We start from the raw sequence: 14,511 nt of genomic DNA on the forward strand, positions 1-14,511 counted from the left end.
TGGCTCCTCTTTTAATGAAGTAAAAAACGTTGTAAGTCCGTCCTTGATACAGGTCGCGTATTTGATTGCGCGACCCTGGAGAACTCGCATGAGCCAGGTTGATCGTTATAAGCCTTATAAAGGGGCTGCCGCTGGATGGGGCGCTTTAATTGCCGTGACCAAGAACTGGTTGGGCAGTGAAAACGCATTCAAGAACATTCGCGCGATGCTTAAAACCAACCAGAACGGTGGGTTTGATTGCCCCGGTTGCGCCTGGGGCGAGTCGCCGGAAAACGGCATGGTCAAGTTTTGCGAGAACGGCGCCAAGGCGGTGAACTGGGAAGCGACCGGTCGTCACGTCGATCCGGCGTTCTTCGCCAAATACAGCGTTTCGGCGTTGTTGGAGCAGTCCGATTACTGGCTGGAGTATCAGGGGCGTCTGACCCATCCGATGCGTTACGACGCGGCGACCGATCATTATGTGGAAACCAGCTGGGAAGAAGCGTTTGCACTGATCGCGCGTCACCTCAAGCAACTGGATTCCCCCGATCAGGCCGAGTTCTATACCTCGGGCCGTGCCAGCAATGAAGCCGCGTTCCTCTACCAGCTCTTCGTGCGCGCCTACGGCACCAACAACTTTCCGGACTGCTCGAACATGTGCCACGAGGCCAGTGCCGTCGGCATGTTCGAGTCCATCGGGGTGGGCAAAGGCACTGTCGTGTTTCATGATCTGGAAAAGGCCGATGCGATCTTCGTGATTGGCCAGAATCCCGGCACCAACCACCCGCGCGTGCTTGAACCGTTGCGCGAGGCGGTAAAGCGTGGCGCTCAGGTGGTGGTGTTCAACCCGCTGAAGGAGCGGGGGCTGGAGCGTTTTCAGCACCCGCAGCACCCGCTGGAAATGCTCAGCAACGGCTCGGAACCCACGAATACCGCGTACTTTCGTCCTGCTCTGGGGGGCGACATGGCTGCGACTCGCGGCATGGCGAAGTTTCTGCTGGAGTGGGAAAAACAGTCGCTGGCGACCGGTGGCGAACCGGTCTTTGACCGTGAGTTCATCCGCGATCAGACGTCCGGCCTGGATGAGTACCTGCGTGCCGTCGAAGCGACGCCCTGGTCGTTGATCGAAGCGCAGTCCGGCATGGCGCTTTCGGATATCGAAAGGGCGGCGCGAATGTACGCCAAGGCCAAGCGCGTGATCATATGTTGGGCCATGGGTCTGACCCAGCACACGCACTCGGTGCCGACCATTCAGGAATTGATCAACCTGCAGCTGTTGCGCGGCAACATGGGCCGCGAAGGGGCGGGCGTGTCTCCGGTGCGTGGTCATAGTAACGTGCAAGGCGACCGCACCATGGGCATCAACGAGATTCCGCCGACGTGGCTGCTTGACGCGATCGAAACCCGCTTCGCGTTCAAGGTGCCGCGCGAAGAAGGGCACAACACCGTGACTGCGATCAAGGCGATGGAAGAGGGCCGGTCCAAAGTCTTCATCGCCTTGGGTGGCAACTTCTCGCAAGCGACCCCGGACAGCCCTCGCACCCATGCCGCGCTGCGCAATTGCGACCTGACCGTGCAGATGTCGACCAAGCTCAACCGTAGTCATCTGGTGATCGGCAAGGACGCACTGATCCTGCCAGCCCTAGGCCGTACCGACATCGATCTGCAAGCGACCGGGCCTCAGGGCATCACGGTGGAAGACACCTTCAGCATGGTCCACATCTCCCACGGCCAACTGCGTCCCAAGTCCAGATTGATGAAGTCCGAGCCTGCGATCATTGCCGGCATCGCCGCCGCCACGCTGGGTGCGCACCCCATTGACTGGCACTGGGTGATCGAGGATTACAGTCGCATTCGCAACCTGATCGCCGACGTGATTCCGGGTTTCAGGAACTTCAACCAGCGACTGCTCAATCCGGGCGGTTTTCACCTCGGCAACGCAGTTGCCGACCGTCAATGGCACACCAGCACGCAAAAGGCGCGGTTCATTCCCAGCGCATTGCCCGAGCACCTGGTCAATGCCGCCATTCGCAGCCTCAAGGACACACCCGACCTGATCCTGCAGACTCTGCGCTCCCACGATCAGTACAACACCACCTTGTACGGGCTGGACGACCGCTATCGCGGGGTCTACGGCATGCGTGAAGTGGTGTTCGCCAACGAAGAAGACATCCGCCGTCTGGGCTTCGAACCGGGCGAAAAAGTCGACATGATTTCGCTGTGGAACGACGGGCGCGAGCGTCGGGTGTCAGGTTTCACTCTGATCGCCTATGACATCCCCAAAGGACAGGCGGCGGCGTATTACCCGGAAACCAACCCGCTGGTGCCGCTCGACAGTTACGGCGACCGCACGTTTACCCCGACCTCGAAGTTCATCGCCATCAAGTTCGCCAAGGCAGCGCAGAGCAGCGTGATTGTGTCTTCGGTCGCCTGACGCGCCGGGCGCCTGTTCGGGCGCCCGGCCTTTCAACGCTCAATCCGGTTCAGTGGCCGCAAGCCTGGCGCTTGCAACGGCAGGGCGGCGTGCACGCCTGCCGCGTCAAAAAGGGGATACCACCATGTTCAATATGCAGGCACTTGACCTGGCACGCATGCAATTCGCGTTCACGGTGTCGTTTCACATCCTGTTCCCGGCGATCACCATCGGCCTCGCGAGTTTTCTCGCGGTACTCGAAGGGCTGTGGCTCAAGACAGACAACCCGGTCTATCGCGAGCTCTATCAGTTCTGGTCGAAGATTTTCGCGGTCAACTTCGGCATGGGCGTGGTCTCCGGCCTGGTAATGGCGTACGAGTTCGGCACCAACTGGAGCCGGTTTTCTGATTTTGCCGGGAGCGTGACCGGACCCTTGCTGACTTATGAAGTGCTTACAGCGTTCTTTCTCGAAGCCGGTTTTCTGGGCGTCATGCTGTTTGGCTGGAACCGGGTCGGGCGCGGCCTGCATTTTTTTGCCACCGTGATGGTCGCCATCGGCACCCTGATCTCGACCTTCTGGATTCTCGCGTCCAATAGCTGGATGCAGACCCCTCAAGGCTTCAGCATCGTCGACGGTCGCGTCGTCCCGATGGACTGGCTGGCCATCGTATTCAACCCCTCGTTTCCGTTTCGCCTGGCGCACATGGCCATCGCCGCCTTCATCGCGACCGCTTTCTTCGTGGGATCGTCGGCGGCCTGGCACCTGTTGCGCGGGCATGACACGCCGCCTATTCGCAAGATGCTCTCGATGGCGATGTGGATGGCGCTGATTGTGGCGCCGATACAGGCGGTGGTGGGTGACGCCCACGGTCTGAACACCCTCGAGCATCAACCGGCGAAGATCGCCGCCATTGAAGGCCACTGGGAAAACGTGGGTAACGGACCGACTCCATTGGTGCTGTTCGGGTTGCCGGACATGGAGGCAGAAAAGACCCGCTATGCGATCGAGATTCCGTACCTGGGCAGCCTGATTCTGACCCACAGCCTGGACAAGCAGATCCCGGCGCTCAAAAGCTTTCCCAAAGAGGACCGGCCCAACGCGACGATCATTTTCTGGAGTTTCAGGGTGATGGCCGGCCTGGGCATGCTGATGATCCTGACCGGCCTGCTGGGCCTGGCGCTGCGTCGCAAAGACGCGTTGTACACGAACCGCTGGTTCTTGCGTCTGGCGCTGGTGATGGGGCCTTCCGGGTTGATCGCCTTGCTCGCCGGCTGGATCACCACCGAAGTGGGTCGTCAGCCCTGGGTTGTCTACGGGCAACTGCGCACGGCCGACGCCGTGTCCAACCACTCCGTCGCGCAGATGAGCATCTCGCTGGCGCTGTTCGTGATCATCTATTTCTCGGTATTTGCCGTTGGCATCGGCTACATGATGCGCCTGGTGCGCAACGGTCCGCAGCCGCACCACGACCATCCGCCCGTGGGCGGGCCCGGGCATGACCGCACGCCGCGCCGGCCGTTGTCCGCTGTCACCGAACCGCTGGAATCCAGCGACCACGCACACTGAAAAACAGGACTTCAATCATGGGTATTCAAGGCATAGACCTGTCGTTGATCTGGGCGTGCATCATCGCGTTCGGGGTCGTGATGTACGTGATCATGGACGGCTTCGATCTGGGTCTCGGCATTCTGTTTCCGCTGATCGCCGACGAGCAGGAACGCGACGTGATGATGAACACCGTCGCGCCGGTCTGGGACGGCAACGAAACGTGGCTGGTCCTGGGCGGCGCGGCCTTGTTCGGCGCCTTTCCGCTGGCCTATTCGGTGATTCTGGAAGCGCTTTACCTGCCGTTGATTCTGATGCTCGCAGGCCTGATCTTCAGGGGCGTGGCATTCGAGTTTCGCTTCAAGGCCAGCGCCGAAAAGCGCCACATCTGGGACATGGCGTTCATCGGTGGATCCTTGCTGGCGACGTTCTGTCAGGGCGTGGTCGGTGGCAGCTACCTGGCGGGCATCCCGGTGGTGAACCGACAGTTCGCCGGCGGCTCGCTCGACTGGCTCTCGCCGTTCCCGCTGTTTTGTGGCGCGGGGCTGATCGTGGCCTACGCGTTGCTCGGCAGCACCTGGCTGCTGGTCAAGACCGAAGGCATGCTCGAATCGAGAATGCGCCATTACACCCGACCGCTCGCGTTCGCGCTGGCCGGTGTGCTGGTCATCCTCTGCATCTGGACGCCGATCCTGCGCCCTGAACTCGCCACTCGCTGGTTGACGCCGGCGCACGGTACCGTGCTGGCCGTTCTGGTCGGGCTGGGCGTGCTGTCGCTGATCTTGCTGCTCAAGACGCTGAGCAAGCGTCACACGCACTGGCCGTTCGTGTTCACGCTGGCGCTGGTGTTCCTCAGCTACATCGCATTGCTGGTCAGCCTCTGGCCCAACATCGTGCCGCCCTCCGTCACCTTGTGGGACGCCGCCTCGCCGCCACAAAGCCAGCTGTTTGCGTTGATCGGCGCTTTGTTCATCCTGCCCGTCATCCTGATGTACACCTTCTGGAGCTACTACGTGTTTCGCGGCAAGGTGCGCATCGGTGAGGGTCACCACTGAGTGAGGTGAGAGGCATTGTTCGCTGCATGACATTTACTCCCGGCTGCATTTCTGTATAACTTGTACAAAACTATTCCTCTGTACAGTTTTATTGCAGCCTGCCAGTGGGCGTCCGATGACGGACGGCCACTGAAAGTTGGAGAAAATCATGCTCAAGCGTTTGCTGCTGTGGATGTTCGTCGGGTTGGCAGGGTGTTCAGGTGTCGATGTGCAGCAATACCGGCAGGAACAGCCGACGCTGGAGCTTCGCCAGTTTTTCACCGGGCATCTCGATGCCTGGGGCATGTTCCAGAAGCGTTCCGGAGAGGTCACCAAGCGCTTTGTCGTGAAGATCCATGGCTATCCCCGCGGCGACCAGATGATCCTCGAAGAAAACTTCACGTACAGCGACGGTACCCGGCAGCAACGGATCTGGACACTGACGCCTGACGGTGCGGGACGTTGGCGTGGACGTGCCGCCGACGTGGTCGGTGAAGCCCTGGGTGAAGTGGCGGGTAATACGCTGCACTGGACATACGTGCTCAGCCTGCCGGTGGACGGCAAGGTGTATCAGGTCGATTTCGACGACTGGATGTACCTGATGGACGACAGCACGATGATCAACCGGTCGACCATGAGCAAGTTCGGGGTCGAGGCCGGTCAGGTGACGCTGTTTTTCCGCAAACAACCTGAGCCGCCAACCCCGGTTACAGCGCCTGACGCGCAGGAGATCGAGCAATGACCCTTACCGAGTTGTGTGCCTGGGTGGCGTCCGGGCAGGGACCGCTGGAACTTGAGTTGCTGTCGATCGAGGGCGGCATTTATCTGCTGCAAGCGCGAGTCGGTTCAACGGTTCATCCGATCAAGAACCCCGCGGGGCAGGCGATGCAGCTTCGTTCGGTGACGCACGCCCGTGAGGTGCTCAAGGATTTGCCAGCGCCCGTGCCCTTCTATCTGGTGCATTGCGTGGTTCACACCGAAATGTGCGGGTTTGACCATGGGCCTCAAGAGCCTTTGCGCGTTCCCCTGGCGCTGGACTCGGCCTGGTGACAACGGTGCGCAGGCTGTGTCTGGTCCTGGGCGATCAGCTTTCTTTCGATCTGGCCGCGCTGCAAGACGCGGACCCTGCGGTGGACGAAATCCTGCTGGCGGAAGTGCTCGAGGAGGCCACCCACGTTGCGCATCATCCGCAGAAGATCGTGCTGGTGTTCAGCGCCATGCGTCATTTCGCGCAGGCACTGAAGCAGCGCGGCTATCGCGTGCATTACGTCACCCTGGAGGACGAGCACAACACCGGCTCGCTGGCCGGTGAGCTGCAGCGCTGGCAGACGCTGTTGCAGCCGCAGGAGGTTCATCTGACCGAGTGCGGTGACTGGCGTCTGGAGCTGTCACTCAAGCACGGTGGCCTGGTGACTCATTGGCACAGCGATACGCGCTTTCTCAGTTCCCGCGCCGATTTTGCCGCCTGGGCGAAAGGCAAGAAGCAACTGCGCATGGAGTTCTTTTATCGGGAGATGCGACGCAAGGGCCATGTGTTGCTCAACGGTGACGGCACTCCGGTGGGTGGCGCGTGGAATTTCGATGCCGAGAATCGCAAGCCGTTGCCCAAAGGCGTCACCGCGCCGTCGCCAGCGCGATTCCCTACGGACGCCATCACCGACGACGTGCTCGCGCTGGTCAGCAAACGCTTTGCCGATCATTACGGCTCGCTCAAGGACTTTGATTATCCGGTCGACCACGCGGGCGCGCAGACGCTCTGGGCGCATTTTCTCGATCATGGCCTGGCGTCTTTCGGTGACTATCAGGATGCAATGGCGACTGATGAGGCCTTTCTCTTTCACTCGCGCATCAGCGCGGCCTTGAATATCGGGCTGCTGGACGTGCGGCAGTTGTGTGCCGATGTCGAGGCCGCCTACTGGGCTGGGCGGGTTGCCCTCAATGCCGCGGAGGGCTTCATCCGGCAATTGATCGGCTGGCGCGAGTACGTGCGCGGCGTGTACTGGCTGCTGATGCCCGATTACGCCGAGCGTGACTTCTTCGGCAACAGCAGGCCGCTCCCTGAGTTCTACTGGACGGGCGAAACCCGCATGAACTGCATGAGCCAGGCCATCGGCCAGAGCCTGCAGCATGGCTATGCCCACCACATTCAGCGCCTGATGGTGACCGGCAATTTTGCGCTGCTGGCGGGAATTTCCCCTCCGCAGATCTGCGAGTGGTACCTGGCGATCTACATTGATGCCTTCGACTGGGTCGAGCTGCCCAACACGCTGGGCATGGTGATGCATGCCGACGGCGGTTATCTGGGCTCCAAGCCTTACTGCGCAAGCGGTCAGTACATCAATCGCATGTCCGATTACTGCCGGGGTTGTGCGTACAGCGTCAAAGAAAGTACCGGCGAGAATGCCTGTCCATTCAATGCGCTGTACTGGCATTTCCTGATGCGCCACCGTGATCTTCTGCAGCGCAATCAACGCATGGCGATCATCTACAAAAACCTGGGGCGCATGAGCGAGGACAAACAGCAGGCGCTGTGGCAGCGTGGCGAAGACCTGCTCGCCAGACTCGACGCAGGGCAGTCGTTGTGAAGAAGAGCGAATTGCCATCCAAGGTCTGCGTCGTCTGCGGGTTGCCCTTTACCTGGCGCAAGAAATGGGAGCGCTGCTGGGACGAGGTGCGCTACTGCTCCGAGCGCTGCCGCCGCAACCGGCGTTCATCGGCAGGCGATCACTCGTGAAGAATATCCAGTCGCTTCAAGCGTGAGGCCAGCGTCGTGGGTTTGACGCCCAGCAACTCTGCGGCGCCTCCTTTGCCAAACAACTTGCCGTTCGCCGCTTTGAGCGCGGCGTGGATGTTGTTGCGTTCCAGCTCGCGCATCTGGTCTTCGGTGAGGAAACCCTGTTCGGGGAGTGCGCTTTGGATGGCACTCGGGGCGGCCTTGGGTTCATCCGGCAGGTCGAGGTTAAGATCGGCACCGGTCGAGGTGATGAGCGCGCGTTCGATGACGTTCTGCAGTTCGCGGATGTTGCCCGGCCAGGAGTAATGCTGCAGGCGCTCGATGTCGCTGTTGCGCAGTCGGCGGCCAGGCATGTTCAGGCGTTTGCCGACTTGCTTCAGGAAGTGCGCAGCCAGCGGCGCGATGTCCATCGGGCGGTCGCGCAGGGCAGGGGACTGGATGGGAAAGACGTTGAGCCGGAAGTACAGGTCTTCACGAAAATGCTTGGCCCCGACTTCCTGTCGCAGGTCGCGATTGGTGGCGGCGATGATGCGCACGTCGACCTTGCGCGTGCGTTCTTCGCCGACGCGTTCGAACTGACCTTCCTGCAGCACCCGCAACAGTTTGCTTTGCAGCTCCAGCGGAATTTCGCCGATCTCGTCGAGGAACAGCGTGCCGCCGTCGGCCAGCTCGAAACGCCCGACGCGGTCGCGCACCGCGCCGGTGAACGCGCCGCGTATGTGGCCGAAGAACTCGCTCTCGAACAGCTCGGTCGGAATGGCCGCGCAGTTGACCCGGATCAGCGGGTGCGCGCTGCGACGGCTGGCCTGGTGAATGGCCCGAGCGATGAGTTCTTTGCCGGTGCCCGACTCGCCGTTGATCAACACGCTGGCGTCGGTAGGCGCGACCACGTCGATCTGTTTGATGATCTTCAGGATCGGCGCGCTCTGGCCAACGATCTCACGGAAGTTGTGCTCAATATGGATTTCTTCCTGCAAGTAGGCGTTCTGGTCTTCCAGGCGCTGCTTGAGGTTTTTCAGTTCGTCGAGGGCGGTCTGCAGTTGAGTTTCGGTGCTGCGCCGCTCGGTGATGTCGCGAAACACCACCACCGCCCCCGCGATACGGCCATCGGAGATCACCGGGGTGCTGGTGAATTCCACGGGGAAGAAGCTGCCGTCGCGGCGCCAGAACACTTCCTGTCGACCCTCATGCACCACGCCGTCGTGCACGGCCTTGTAGATCGGGCATTGCTCGACCGGATAGTGGCTGCCGTCCTCATGGCTGTGGTGATGAATGCGGTGGATGTTCTTGCCAATCATGTCCTTGACTTCCCAACCGAGCATGCGTGCCCCGGCGGGGTTGACGAAGGTCGCCAGGCCCTCGCTGTCGATGGCGTAGATGCCATCGCCCACCGAGCTGAGCAGCAACTGGTTGTCGCGTTCCGATTCCTGAAACAGGTTAAGGATGTTGCGCCACTCGATCAGGCCGCCGCGCATGGTGCGCTCGGTGTGAGCCTGATCCTGCTGGTACTTCTGCTGACTGGCCTCGCGCATGACCAGAATCAGCTGCGGGCTGTTTTTGACCTGCAGCGTCGTGGCGGAAATTTCCAGCTCGATGCGCTCGCCGGTCTTGATGTTGCAGCTCAAGTCGTCGGTCCAGCCTCGGCCCTTGTCCATCACCGCCTGCGTGAACACGATCAGATCCGCCAATTGATGACCGAACAGTTTGCTCACCGGCAACGCCAGCAGCTCTTGGCGCGGGTAACCGAGCAGCTTGCAGGCGGCGATGTTGAGGTCGCCGAAGTGGTCGGTGAACGGGTCGAGCAGGGCGATGGCTTCGGCGCAATGCTCGAACACCATGTGGCGGGAGGAATAGGCGAGGTCGGCCCAACCGATCAGCGAGTCTGGCTCGTTCATGATTACGAAATCTCGTGATGTGTCGCTACGAATATTCGTATTTCTACGGGAATGCGTAATGCCCTGAAAGCATCAGAACGCTGACAAATAACCGGATCAGATAGGGATCTTCTTCGAAATCAAGCAGTTAATGCCTGATGAAAACGGTTTTTATTTTTTGGCACGGCGTTCGCTCTACCCAAGTGTCACCCGGTGAACGATCCAGATCACCGATAACACCTGAACGGAGCGACGACATGCCAAGCGTAGACATCAACCACTATCAAGACGGCGACTTCCTGGTCAATTACGAAGAGAAGGTCTTCGAGGACGTCAAAGCCGAGCCGGGCGAAAAAGCCCTGCTGACCTTCCACACCATCGCATTCGAAGGGTCGATCGGCCTGGTCAACATGCTTCAGGCCAAGCGTCTGCTGCGCAAGGGTTTCGAAACCAAGGTGCTGCTCTACGGACCGGGCGTGCAACTGGGCGTGCAACGCGGCTTTCCGACGCTGGGCGCCGAGGCGTTTCCGGGTCACCTGGCGGTGAACAACCAGATCAAGGCGTTCATGGCCGAGGGCGGCGAGGTGTACGCCTGCCGCTTCGCGTTGCAGGCGCTGTACGGCCAGACCGAAAAGGCGCTGATCGAAGGCATCCGTCCGATCAACCCGCTGGACGTGATGGACCTGCGCCTGCTGATGCGCCGTGAGGGCGCGATGATCATTGATACCTGGACGGCCTGACGTCTCGGTGATCGTTCTCACGCTCTGCGTGGGAACGATCAGACCCTGTGGGAGCGAGCTAGCTCGCGAAGAGGTCCGCAACCGCCCTGCAAGAAGTGGCCTCAATCACTGTTACCTGAAACAACCAGGACAACCCCATGACCACCATCCGCGCCGCCGCCGTTCAGTTCAGTCCCGTGCTGTACTCCCGCGAAGCCACCGTCGCCAAGCTGTGCAATACCTTGCTCGAGCTGGGTCGCGAGGGTGTGCAGTTTGCGGTTTTCCCGGAAACCGTGGTGCCGTACTACCCCTATTTCTCTTTCGTCCAGCCGCCGTTCGCGATGGGCAAGGAACACCTGCAACTGCTGGAACAATCGGTCACCGTGCCCTCTGATGTCACCCGGCAGATCGGCGAGGCCTGCCGTGAAGCGGGCATCGTCGCGTCCATCGGCGTGAATGAACGCGAGGGCGGCACGATCTACAACGCGCAGTTGTTATTCGATGCCGACGGCACGCTGATTCAACACCGCCGCAAAATTACCCCGACCTACCACGAACGCATGGTCTGGGGGCAGGGCGACGGTTCCGGCCTGCGCGCAGTCGACAGCGCCGTGGGCCGCATCGGCTCGCTGGCCTGCTGGGAACATTACAACCCGCTCGCCCGTTACGCCTTGATGGCCGACGGCGAGCAGATCCACGTGGCGATGTTTCCGGGCTCTCTGGTGGGCGACATCTTCGCCGAGCAGATCGAAGTCACCATTCGCCATCACGCCCTCGAGTCCGGCTGTTTCGTGGTCAACGCCACGGCGTGGCTCGACGCCGATCAGCAAGGCCAGATCATGCAGGACACCGGCTGCGCCCTCGGCCCGATTTCCGGCGGCTGCTTTACCGCCATCGTCTCGCCGGAAGGCAAGTTACTCGGCGAGCCACTGCGCAAGGGCGAAGGCTGGGTGGTGGCCGACCTGGACCTGAAGCTGATCGACAAGCGCAAACGCATGATGGATTCAGTCGGGCATTACAGCCGCCCGGAATTGCTGAGCTTGCTGATCGACCGCACGCCGACGGCCAAAGTCCACGAGCGCGCTGCGCATCCCATGGCCTCGTCTCACACCGCGGCCACTGCCGAGGAGTTCGATCATGCAAACCAATGAGCTGCTCGCCGAGCTGCAATGCCACGGCGTGCGCTGGCCGGCTGCGCAAAACGGTCTCTCACGCCAAGGTGGCGCCGGGCCTTCGGACCACAAGGCGCTGACCTTTGGCGAGCGGACCATGATGGTGCCAATCCTCAATCAGGCGTCGCAAAGCTCGCCGTATCAGGCTCAACCCAGCGCTGATGGCAGCCTGGCGCTGATCTTCCGTGAAGGCCTGCAGGTCGGTCAGGTGAAAATGCCGGGCGTGCCGAATTTCTACAGCCGCAGCACCGCCGACGGCATTCCCTACTGGAAGATTGCGACCCTGCACAGCAGCGACGTGCTGGCGACCACCGTCTTGCAGCACTGCATTCGTTTCAATGATCGCAGCACCTCCTGCCAGTTCTGCGCCATCGGCCAGTCCCTGGCTGCGGGCAAGACGATTGCGCGTAAACGCCCGCAGCAACTGGCCGAGGTGGCAAAAGCCGCCGTCGAGCTCGATGGCGTCAAGCACATGGTGATGACCACCGGCACGCCGCAGACCCCGGACCGGGGCGCTGCGATCCTCTGTGAGTCGGCCGCTGCGGTAACGGCGGCCGTCGACCTGCCGATTCAGGCCCAATGCGAGCCCCCGGACGATGACATCTGGTTCGAGCGCCTCGCCGACAGCGGCGTCGTCTCGTTGGGCATGCACCTGGAAGCCGTCACCGATGAAGTGCGCCAACGGATCATGCCGGGCAAGGCCGAAGTCCCCTTGAGCCGCTATTTCGAAGCCTTCGAAGCGGCGGTCAAGGTGTTCGGTCGCGGTCAGGTCAGCACCTACATCCTTGCCGGCCTGGGCGACAGCGAACGCGCGATCACCGACATGAGCGAACGTCTGAGCGCCATGGGCGTGTACCCGTTCGTGGTGCCGTTTGTGCCCATCGACGGCACGCCGCTGGCGCATCACCCCAAACCCGACAGCGCGATGATGGCCCGACTGTACCCGCAGATTGGCGCCAGCCTGCGTCGCCACGGGTTGCACTCGGAAAATATCAATGCGGGCTGCGCCAAGTGCGGTGCGTGCTCGGCGCTGAAGAATCACGAATAGACCTTTTGCGCCTCGGGAGACGGATCATGCAGAACCTGGCCTTTGCCCTCGTAGACAGCACCTTCGAACCTTTTCGCGCCGGTGAACTGGTGGTCAAGCCCGCCACGGAACACTGGGAGAAACAGGCGTATTTCGCATTGCGTCGCTCGGTGTTTTCCGATGAGCAACAATTGCTGCCGCAGGACAAGGACAGCCACGACTTTCAGGCCATTGCCATTGTGGCGCTGGCGGGCAGTTGCGGCATGGCGGATCAGGTGGTCGGCGCTGTGCGTATCTATCAGCGTGAGCCGGGGCTGTGGTTCGGCGGGCGGTTGTGTGTGGCGCAGGCCTACCGCCGTCACAGCATGATCGGCAAGGCGCTGGTCAATGAGGCGGTCTCCCGGGCCAAAGACCTCGGGTGCGAGGTGTTCCACGCCACGGTGCAAGCGCCCAACGAGGCGTATTTTCATGCGCTGCAGTGGCGGACGCTGGAGCACCTCGAACTGCTCGGCCAGCCGCACTGCCTGATGCAGGCCGATCTGGCTAGCTACCCGCTGATGCCGCGTCAGGTTTCGCTGCGCGCGTTGAAGGTGGCTCGCCATGACTGACTCATTGGATTTGAGCGCGCTGCTCGACGTCCTGCGCAACACCCCGGCCATGCTGTCCAAACAGGCGATCCAGCAACCGGCGAAGTTGATTGGCTGCGCTGACAAACAGCTGACTCGCGCCCAGCTGTATGCACTGCCAGGCGACGACACTGCGGCCATTGCGTGTGGCGATCATTTTCAGCTGCTGGCGATCGAAGGCATGTTGCCGGGCTTCGTCAAGGCCGCGCCCTGGTTCGCCGGTTGGTCGGCGGTCATGGCCAATGTCAGCGACATCACCGCCATGGGCGGTCGCGCCACGGCGGTGGTCAATGCGTACTGGCACCACGACGATGTCGCCGCCCAGGAAATCCTCGCCGGCATCCGCGCCGCTTGCGACGCCTACGGCCTGATACTGGCGGGCGGGCACACCAGCCTCTCGGAACACAACCCGACGGCGTTGGCGGTGGCGATCACCGGTATTGCCAGCAAGCTGCTGTCGACGTTGCACGTCAAACCGGGTCAGGTCATCGCCATGGCAGTCGATCTGGAAGGGTATTGGCATGCCGACAGCACCTATTGGAAAGCCTTCGAAGGCGTTCCTGCCGAGCGTCTGCGCAGCAAGCTGGAAGTGCTGCCGCGACTGGCCGAAGCGCAAATGCTGCACGCGGCCAAGGACATCAGCAATGCCGGTGTGCTCGGCAGCCTGTTGATGCTGCTGGAGACCACCGGTTGCGGCGCAGACATCGATTTGCAACGGCTGCCGTGTCCTAACGATGCCGACGCTGATTTTGACTGGGCCCGCTGGCTGCAAGTGTTCCCCAGCTATGGCTTTCTCATGACCCTGGATGAAGCGGACTGGCCCAACGTTCAGGCAGCGTTCGCCTTCGAGGGTCTGCGTTGTGAGCGGATCGGCAGCGTCACCGACAGCGCCGAGCTCACCGTGCAACACGGCCTTCAACGCCGCACGTTCTGGGACCTCAACGAGCAGCCGTTCACCGGATTCGGTTATCGCGATCTCGACCTTTCCCCTTTGACTACCCATCAGGAGCACTGACATGCCCGCCGTCAATTTCAAGATCCGCTGGCCCAATGGCAAAGAGGCCGCGGGCTATTCGCCTTCCACAGTCATCTACGAGCATGTGCAGGAGGGCGCCTGCTACCCGCTGGCGGAGTTTCTGCAGCGCATCGAAGTCGGTCTGAACAACGCGTCCGAACGGGTCAAGGCGGTCAAGGGCTTCTACTGCAGCTCGGCCATGGACACCCTGAGTTCGCTCAAGGGCCAGGCTCACTATCAAGGGGACGGGCAGGTGGAAATTCTCAGCATGCGGACCGAAGGCGGCGGCCGGGTGACGGGCGCCGGGTGGAGTTCTTTTTGATTCAACACCATCCCCTGTGGGAGCGAATTCATTCGCGAGCGGCGGTACAT

At 61.4% G+C, this 14,511-nt stretch carries 14 protein-coding genes; 13 read left to right on the top strand and 1 reads right to left on the bottom strand.

All coding sequences use genetic code 11. The features are described 5' to 3' along the window. Nucleotides 1–88 precede the first annotated feature (88 nt). The 7 genes from ABDX87_RS25405 (at nucleotide 89) to ABDX87_RS25435 (ending at nucleotide 7,706) form a co-directional block, all read left to right on the top strand. Entirely contained in the window at nucleotides 89–2,413 is a 2,325-nt protein-coding gene (locus ABDX87_RS25405; RefSeq protein WP_346830360.1) for an FdhF/YdeP family oxidoreductase, read from the top strand. Between the two features lie 124 nt (nucleotides 2,414–2,537). Then, on the top strand, nucleotides 2,538–3,959 hold the full coding sequence (locus ABDX87_RS25410; RefSeq protein WP_346830361.1) for a cytochrome ubiquinol oxidase subunit I: 1,422 nt from the start codon (nucleotides 2,538–2,540) through the stop codon (nucleotides 3,957–3,959). Nucleotides 3,960–3,976: 17 nt separating this feature from the next. Beyond that, nucleotides 3,977–4,993 carry a cytochrome d ubiquinol oxidase subunit II gene (cydB, locus tag ABDX87_RS25415; RefSeq protein ID WP_346830362.1) on the top strand — a complete coding sequence of 339 codons (1,017 nt, stop codon included), beginning with the start codon at nucleotides 3,977–3,979 and terminating at the stop codon, nucleotides 4,991–4,993. A 148-nt stretch (nucleotides 4,994–5,141) separates the two neighbouring features. Next, nucleotides 5,142–5,714, top strand: a complete 573-nt coding sequence (locus ABDX87_RS25420) for a DUF3833 domain-containing protein (RefSeq protein ID WP_346830363.1) — start codon at nucleotides 5,142–5,144, stop codon at nucleotides 5,712–5,714. Continuing rightward, nucleotides 5,711–6,022 carry a DUF6482 family protein gene (locus ABDX87_RS25425; protein WP_346830364.1) on the top strand — a complete coding sequence of 104 codons (312 nt, stop codon included), beginning with the start codon at nucleotides 5,711–5,713 and terminating at the stop codon, nucleotides 6,020–6,022. The genes ABDX87_RS25420 and ABDX87_RS25425 overlap by 4 nt, the downstream gene beginning before the upstream one ends. Continuing rightward, nucleotides 6,019–7,557 carry a cryptochrome/photolyase family protein gene (locus tag ABDX87_RS25430; RefSeq protein ID WP_346830365.1) on the top strand — a complete coding sequence of 513 codons (1,539 nt, stop codon included), beginning with the start codon at nucleotides 6,019–6,021 and terminating at the stop codon, nucleotides 7,555–7,557. The genes ABDX87_RS25425 and ABDX87_RS25430 overlap by 4 nt, the downstream gene beginning before the upstream one ends. Next, entirely contained in the window at nucleotides 7,554–7,706 is a 153-nt protein-coding gene (locus ABDX87_RS25435) for a DUF2256 domain-containing protein (RefSeq protein ID WP_346830366.1), read from the top strand. Before ABDX87_RS25430 ends, ABDX87_RS25435 begins: the two co-directional genes overlap by 4 nt. Here ABDX87_RS25435 and ABDX87_RS25440 read toward each other — a convergent pair. Continuing rightward, nucleotides 7,697–9,601: a sigma 54-interacting transcriptional regulator gene (locus tag ABDX87_RS25440; protein ID WP_346830367.1), complete on the bottom strand. Its 1,905-nt coding sequence runs from the start codon at nucleotides 9,599–9,601 to the stop codon at nucleotides 7,697–7,699. The two genes, ABDX87_RS25435 and ABDX87_RS25440, sit on opposite strands and share 10 nt — an antisense overlap. 236 nt (nucleotides 9,602–9,837) lie before the next feature. Here ABDX87_RS25440 and ABDX87_RS25445 point away from each other — a divergent pair, with 236 nt between their 5' ends. The 6 genes from ABDX87_RS25445 (at nucleotide 9,838) to ABDX87_RS25470 (ending at nucleotide 14,461) form a co-directional block, all read left to right on the top strand. After that, entirely contained in the window at nucleotides 9,838–10,320 is a 483-nt protein-coding gene (locus tag ABDX87_RS25445) for an MSMEG_0572/Sll0783 family nitrogen starvation response protein (protein WP_062387355.1), read from the top strand. Between the two features lie 137 nt (nucleotides 10,321–10,457). After that, the gene (locus ABDX87_RS25450; RefSeq protein WP_346830368.1) at nucleotides 10,458–11,450 is read left to right on the top strand and encodes a Nit6803 family nitrilase; all 993 of its coding nucleotides are present in this window, start codon (nucleotides 10,458–10,460) and stop codon (nucleotides 11,448–11,450) included. Beyond that, the gene (locus ABDX87_RS25455; RefSeq protein WP_346830369.1) at nucleotides 11,437–12,519 is read left to right on the top strand and encodes an MSMEG_0568 family radical SAM protein; all 1,083 of its coding nucleotides are present in this window, start codon (nucleotides 11,437–11,439) and stop codon (nucleotides 12,517–12,519) included. Before ABDX87_RS25450 ends, ABDX87_RS25455 begins: the two co-directional genes overlap by 14 nt. Before the next feature lie 26 nt (nucleotides 12,520–12,545). Next, a complete protein-coding gene (locus ABDX87_RS25460) occupies nucleotides 12,546–13,106 on the top strand; it encodes an MSMEG_0567/Sll0786 family nitrogen starvation N-acetyltransferase (protein WP_346830370.1) in 561 nt (186 codons plus the stop codon). Continuing rightward, nucleotides 13,099–14,139 carry a sll0787 family AIR synthase-like protein gene (locus ABDX87_RS25465; RefSeq protein WP_346830371.1) on the top strand — a complete coding sequence of 347 codons (1,041 nt, stop codon included), beginning with the start codon at nucleotides 13,099–13,101 and terminating at the stop codon, nucleotides 14,137–14,139. Before ABDX87_RS25460 ends, ABDX87_RS25465 begins: the two co-directional genes overlap by 8 nt. Before the next feature lies 1 nt (nucleotide 14,140). After that, the gene (locus tag ABDX87_RS25470; RefSeq protein WP_346830372.1) at nucleotides 14,141–14,461 is read left to right on the top strand and encodes an MSMEG_0570 family nitrogen starvation response protein; all 321 of its coding nucleotides are present in this window, start codon (nucleotides 14,141–14,143) and stop codon (nucleotides 14,459–14,461) included. The last annotated feature ends 50 nt before the right edge of the window (nucleotides 14,462–14,511 follow it).

The organism is Pseudomonas abietaniphila (assembly GCF_039697315.1).
Lineage (GTDB): Bacteria > Pseudomonadota > Gammaproteobacteria > Pseudomonadales > Pseudomonadaceae > Aquipseudomonas > Aquipseudomonas abietaniphila_B.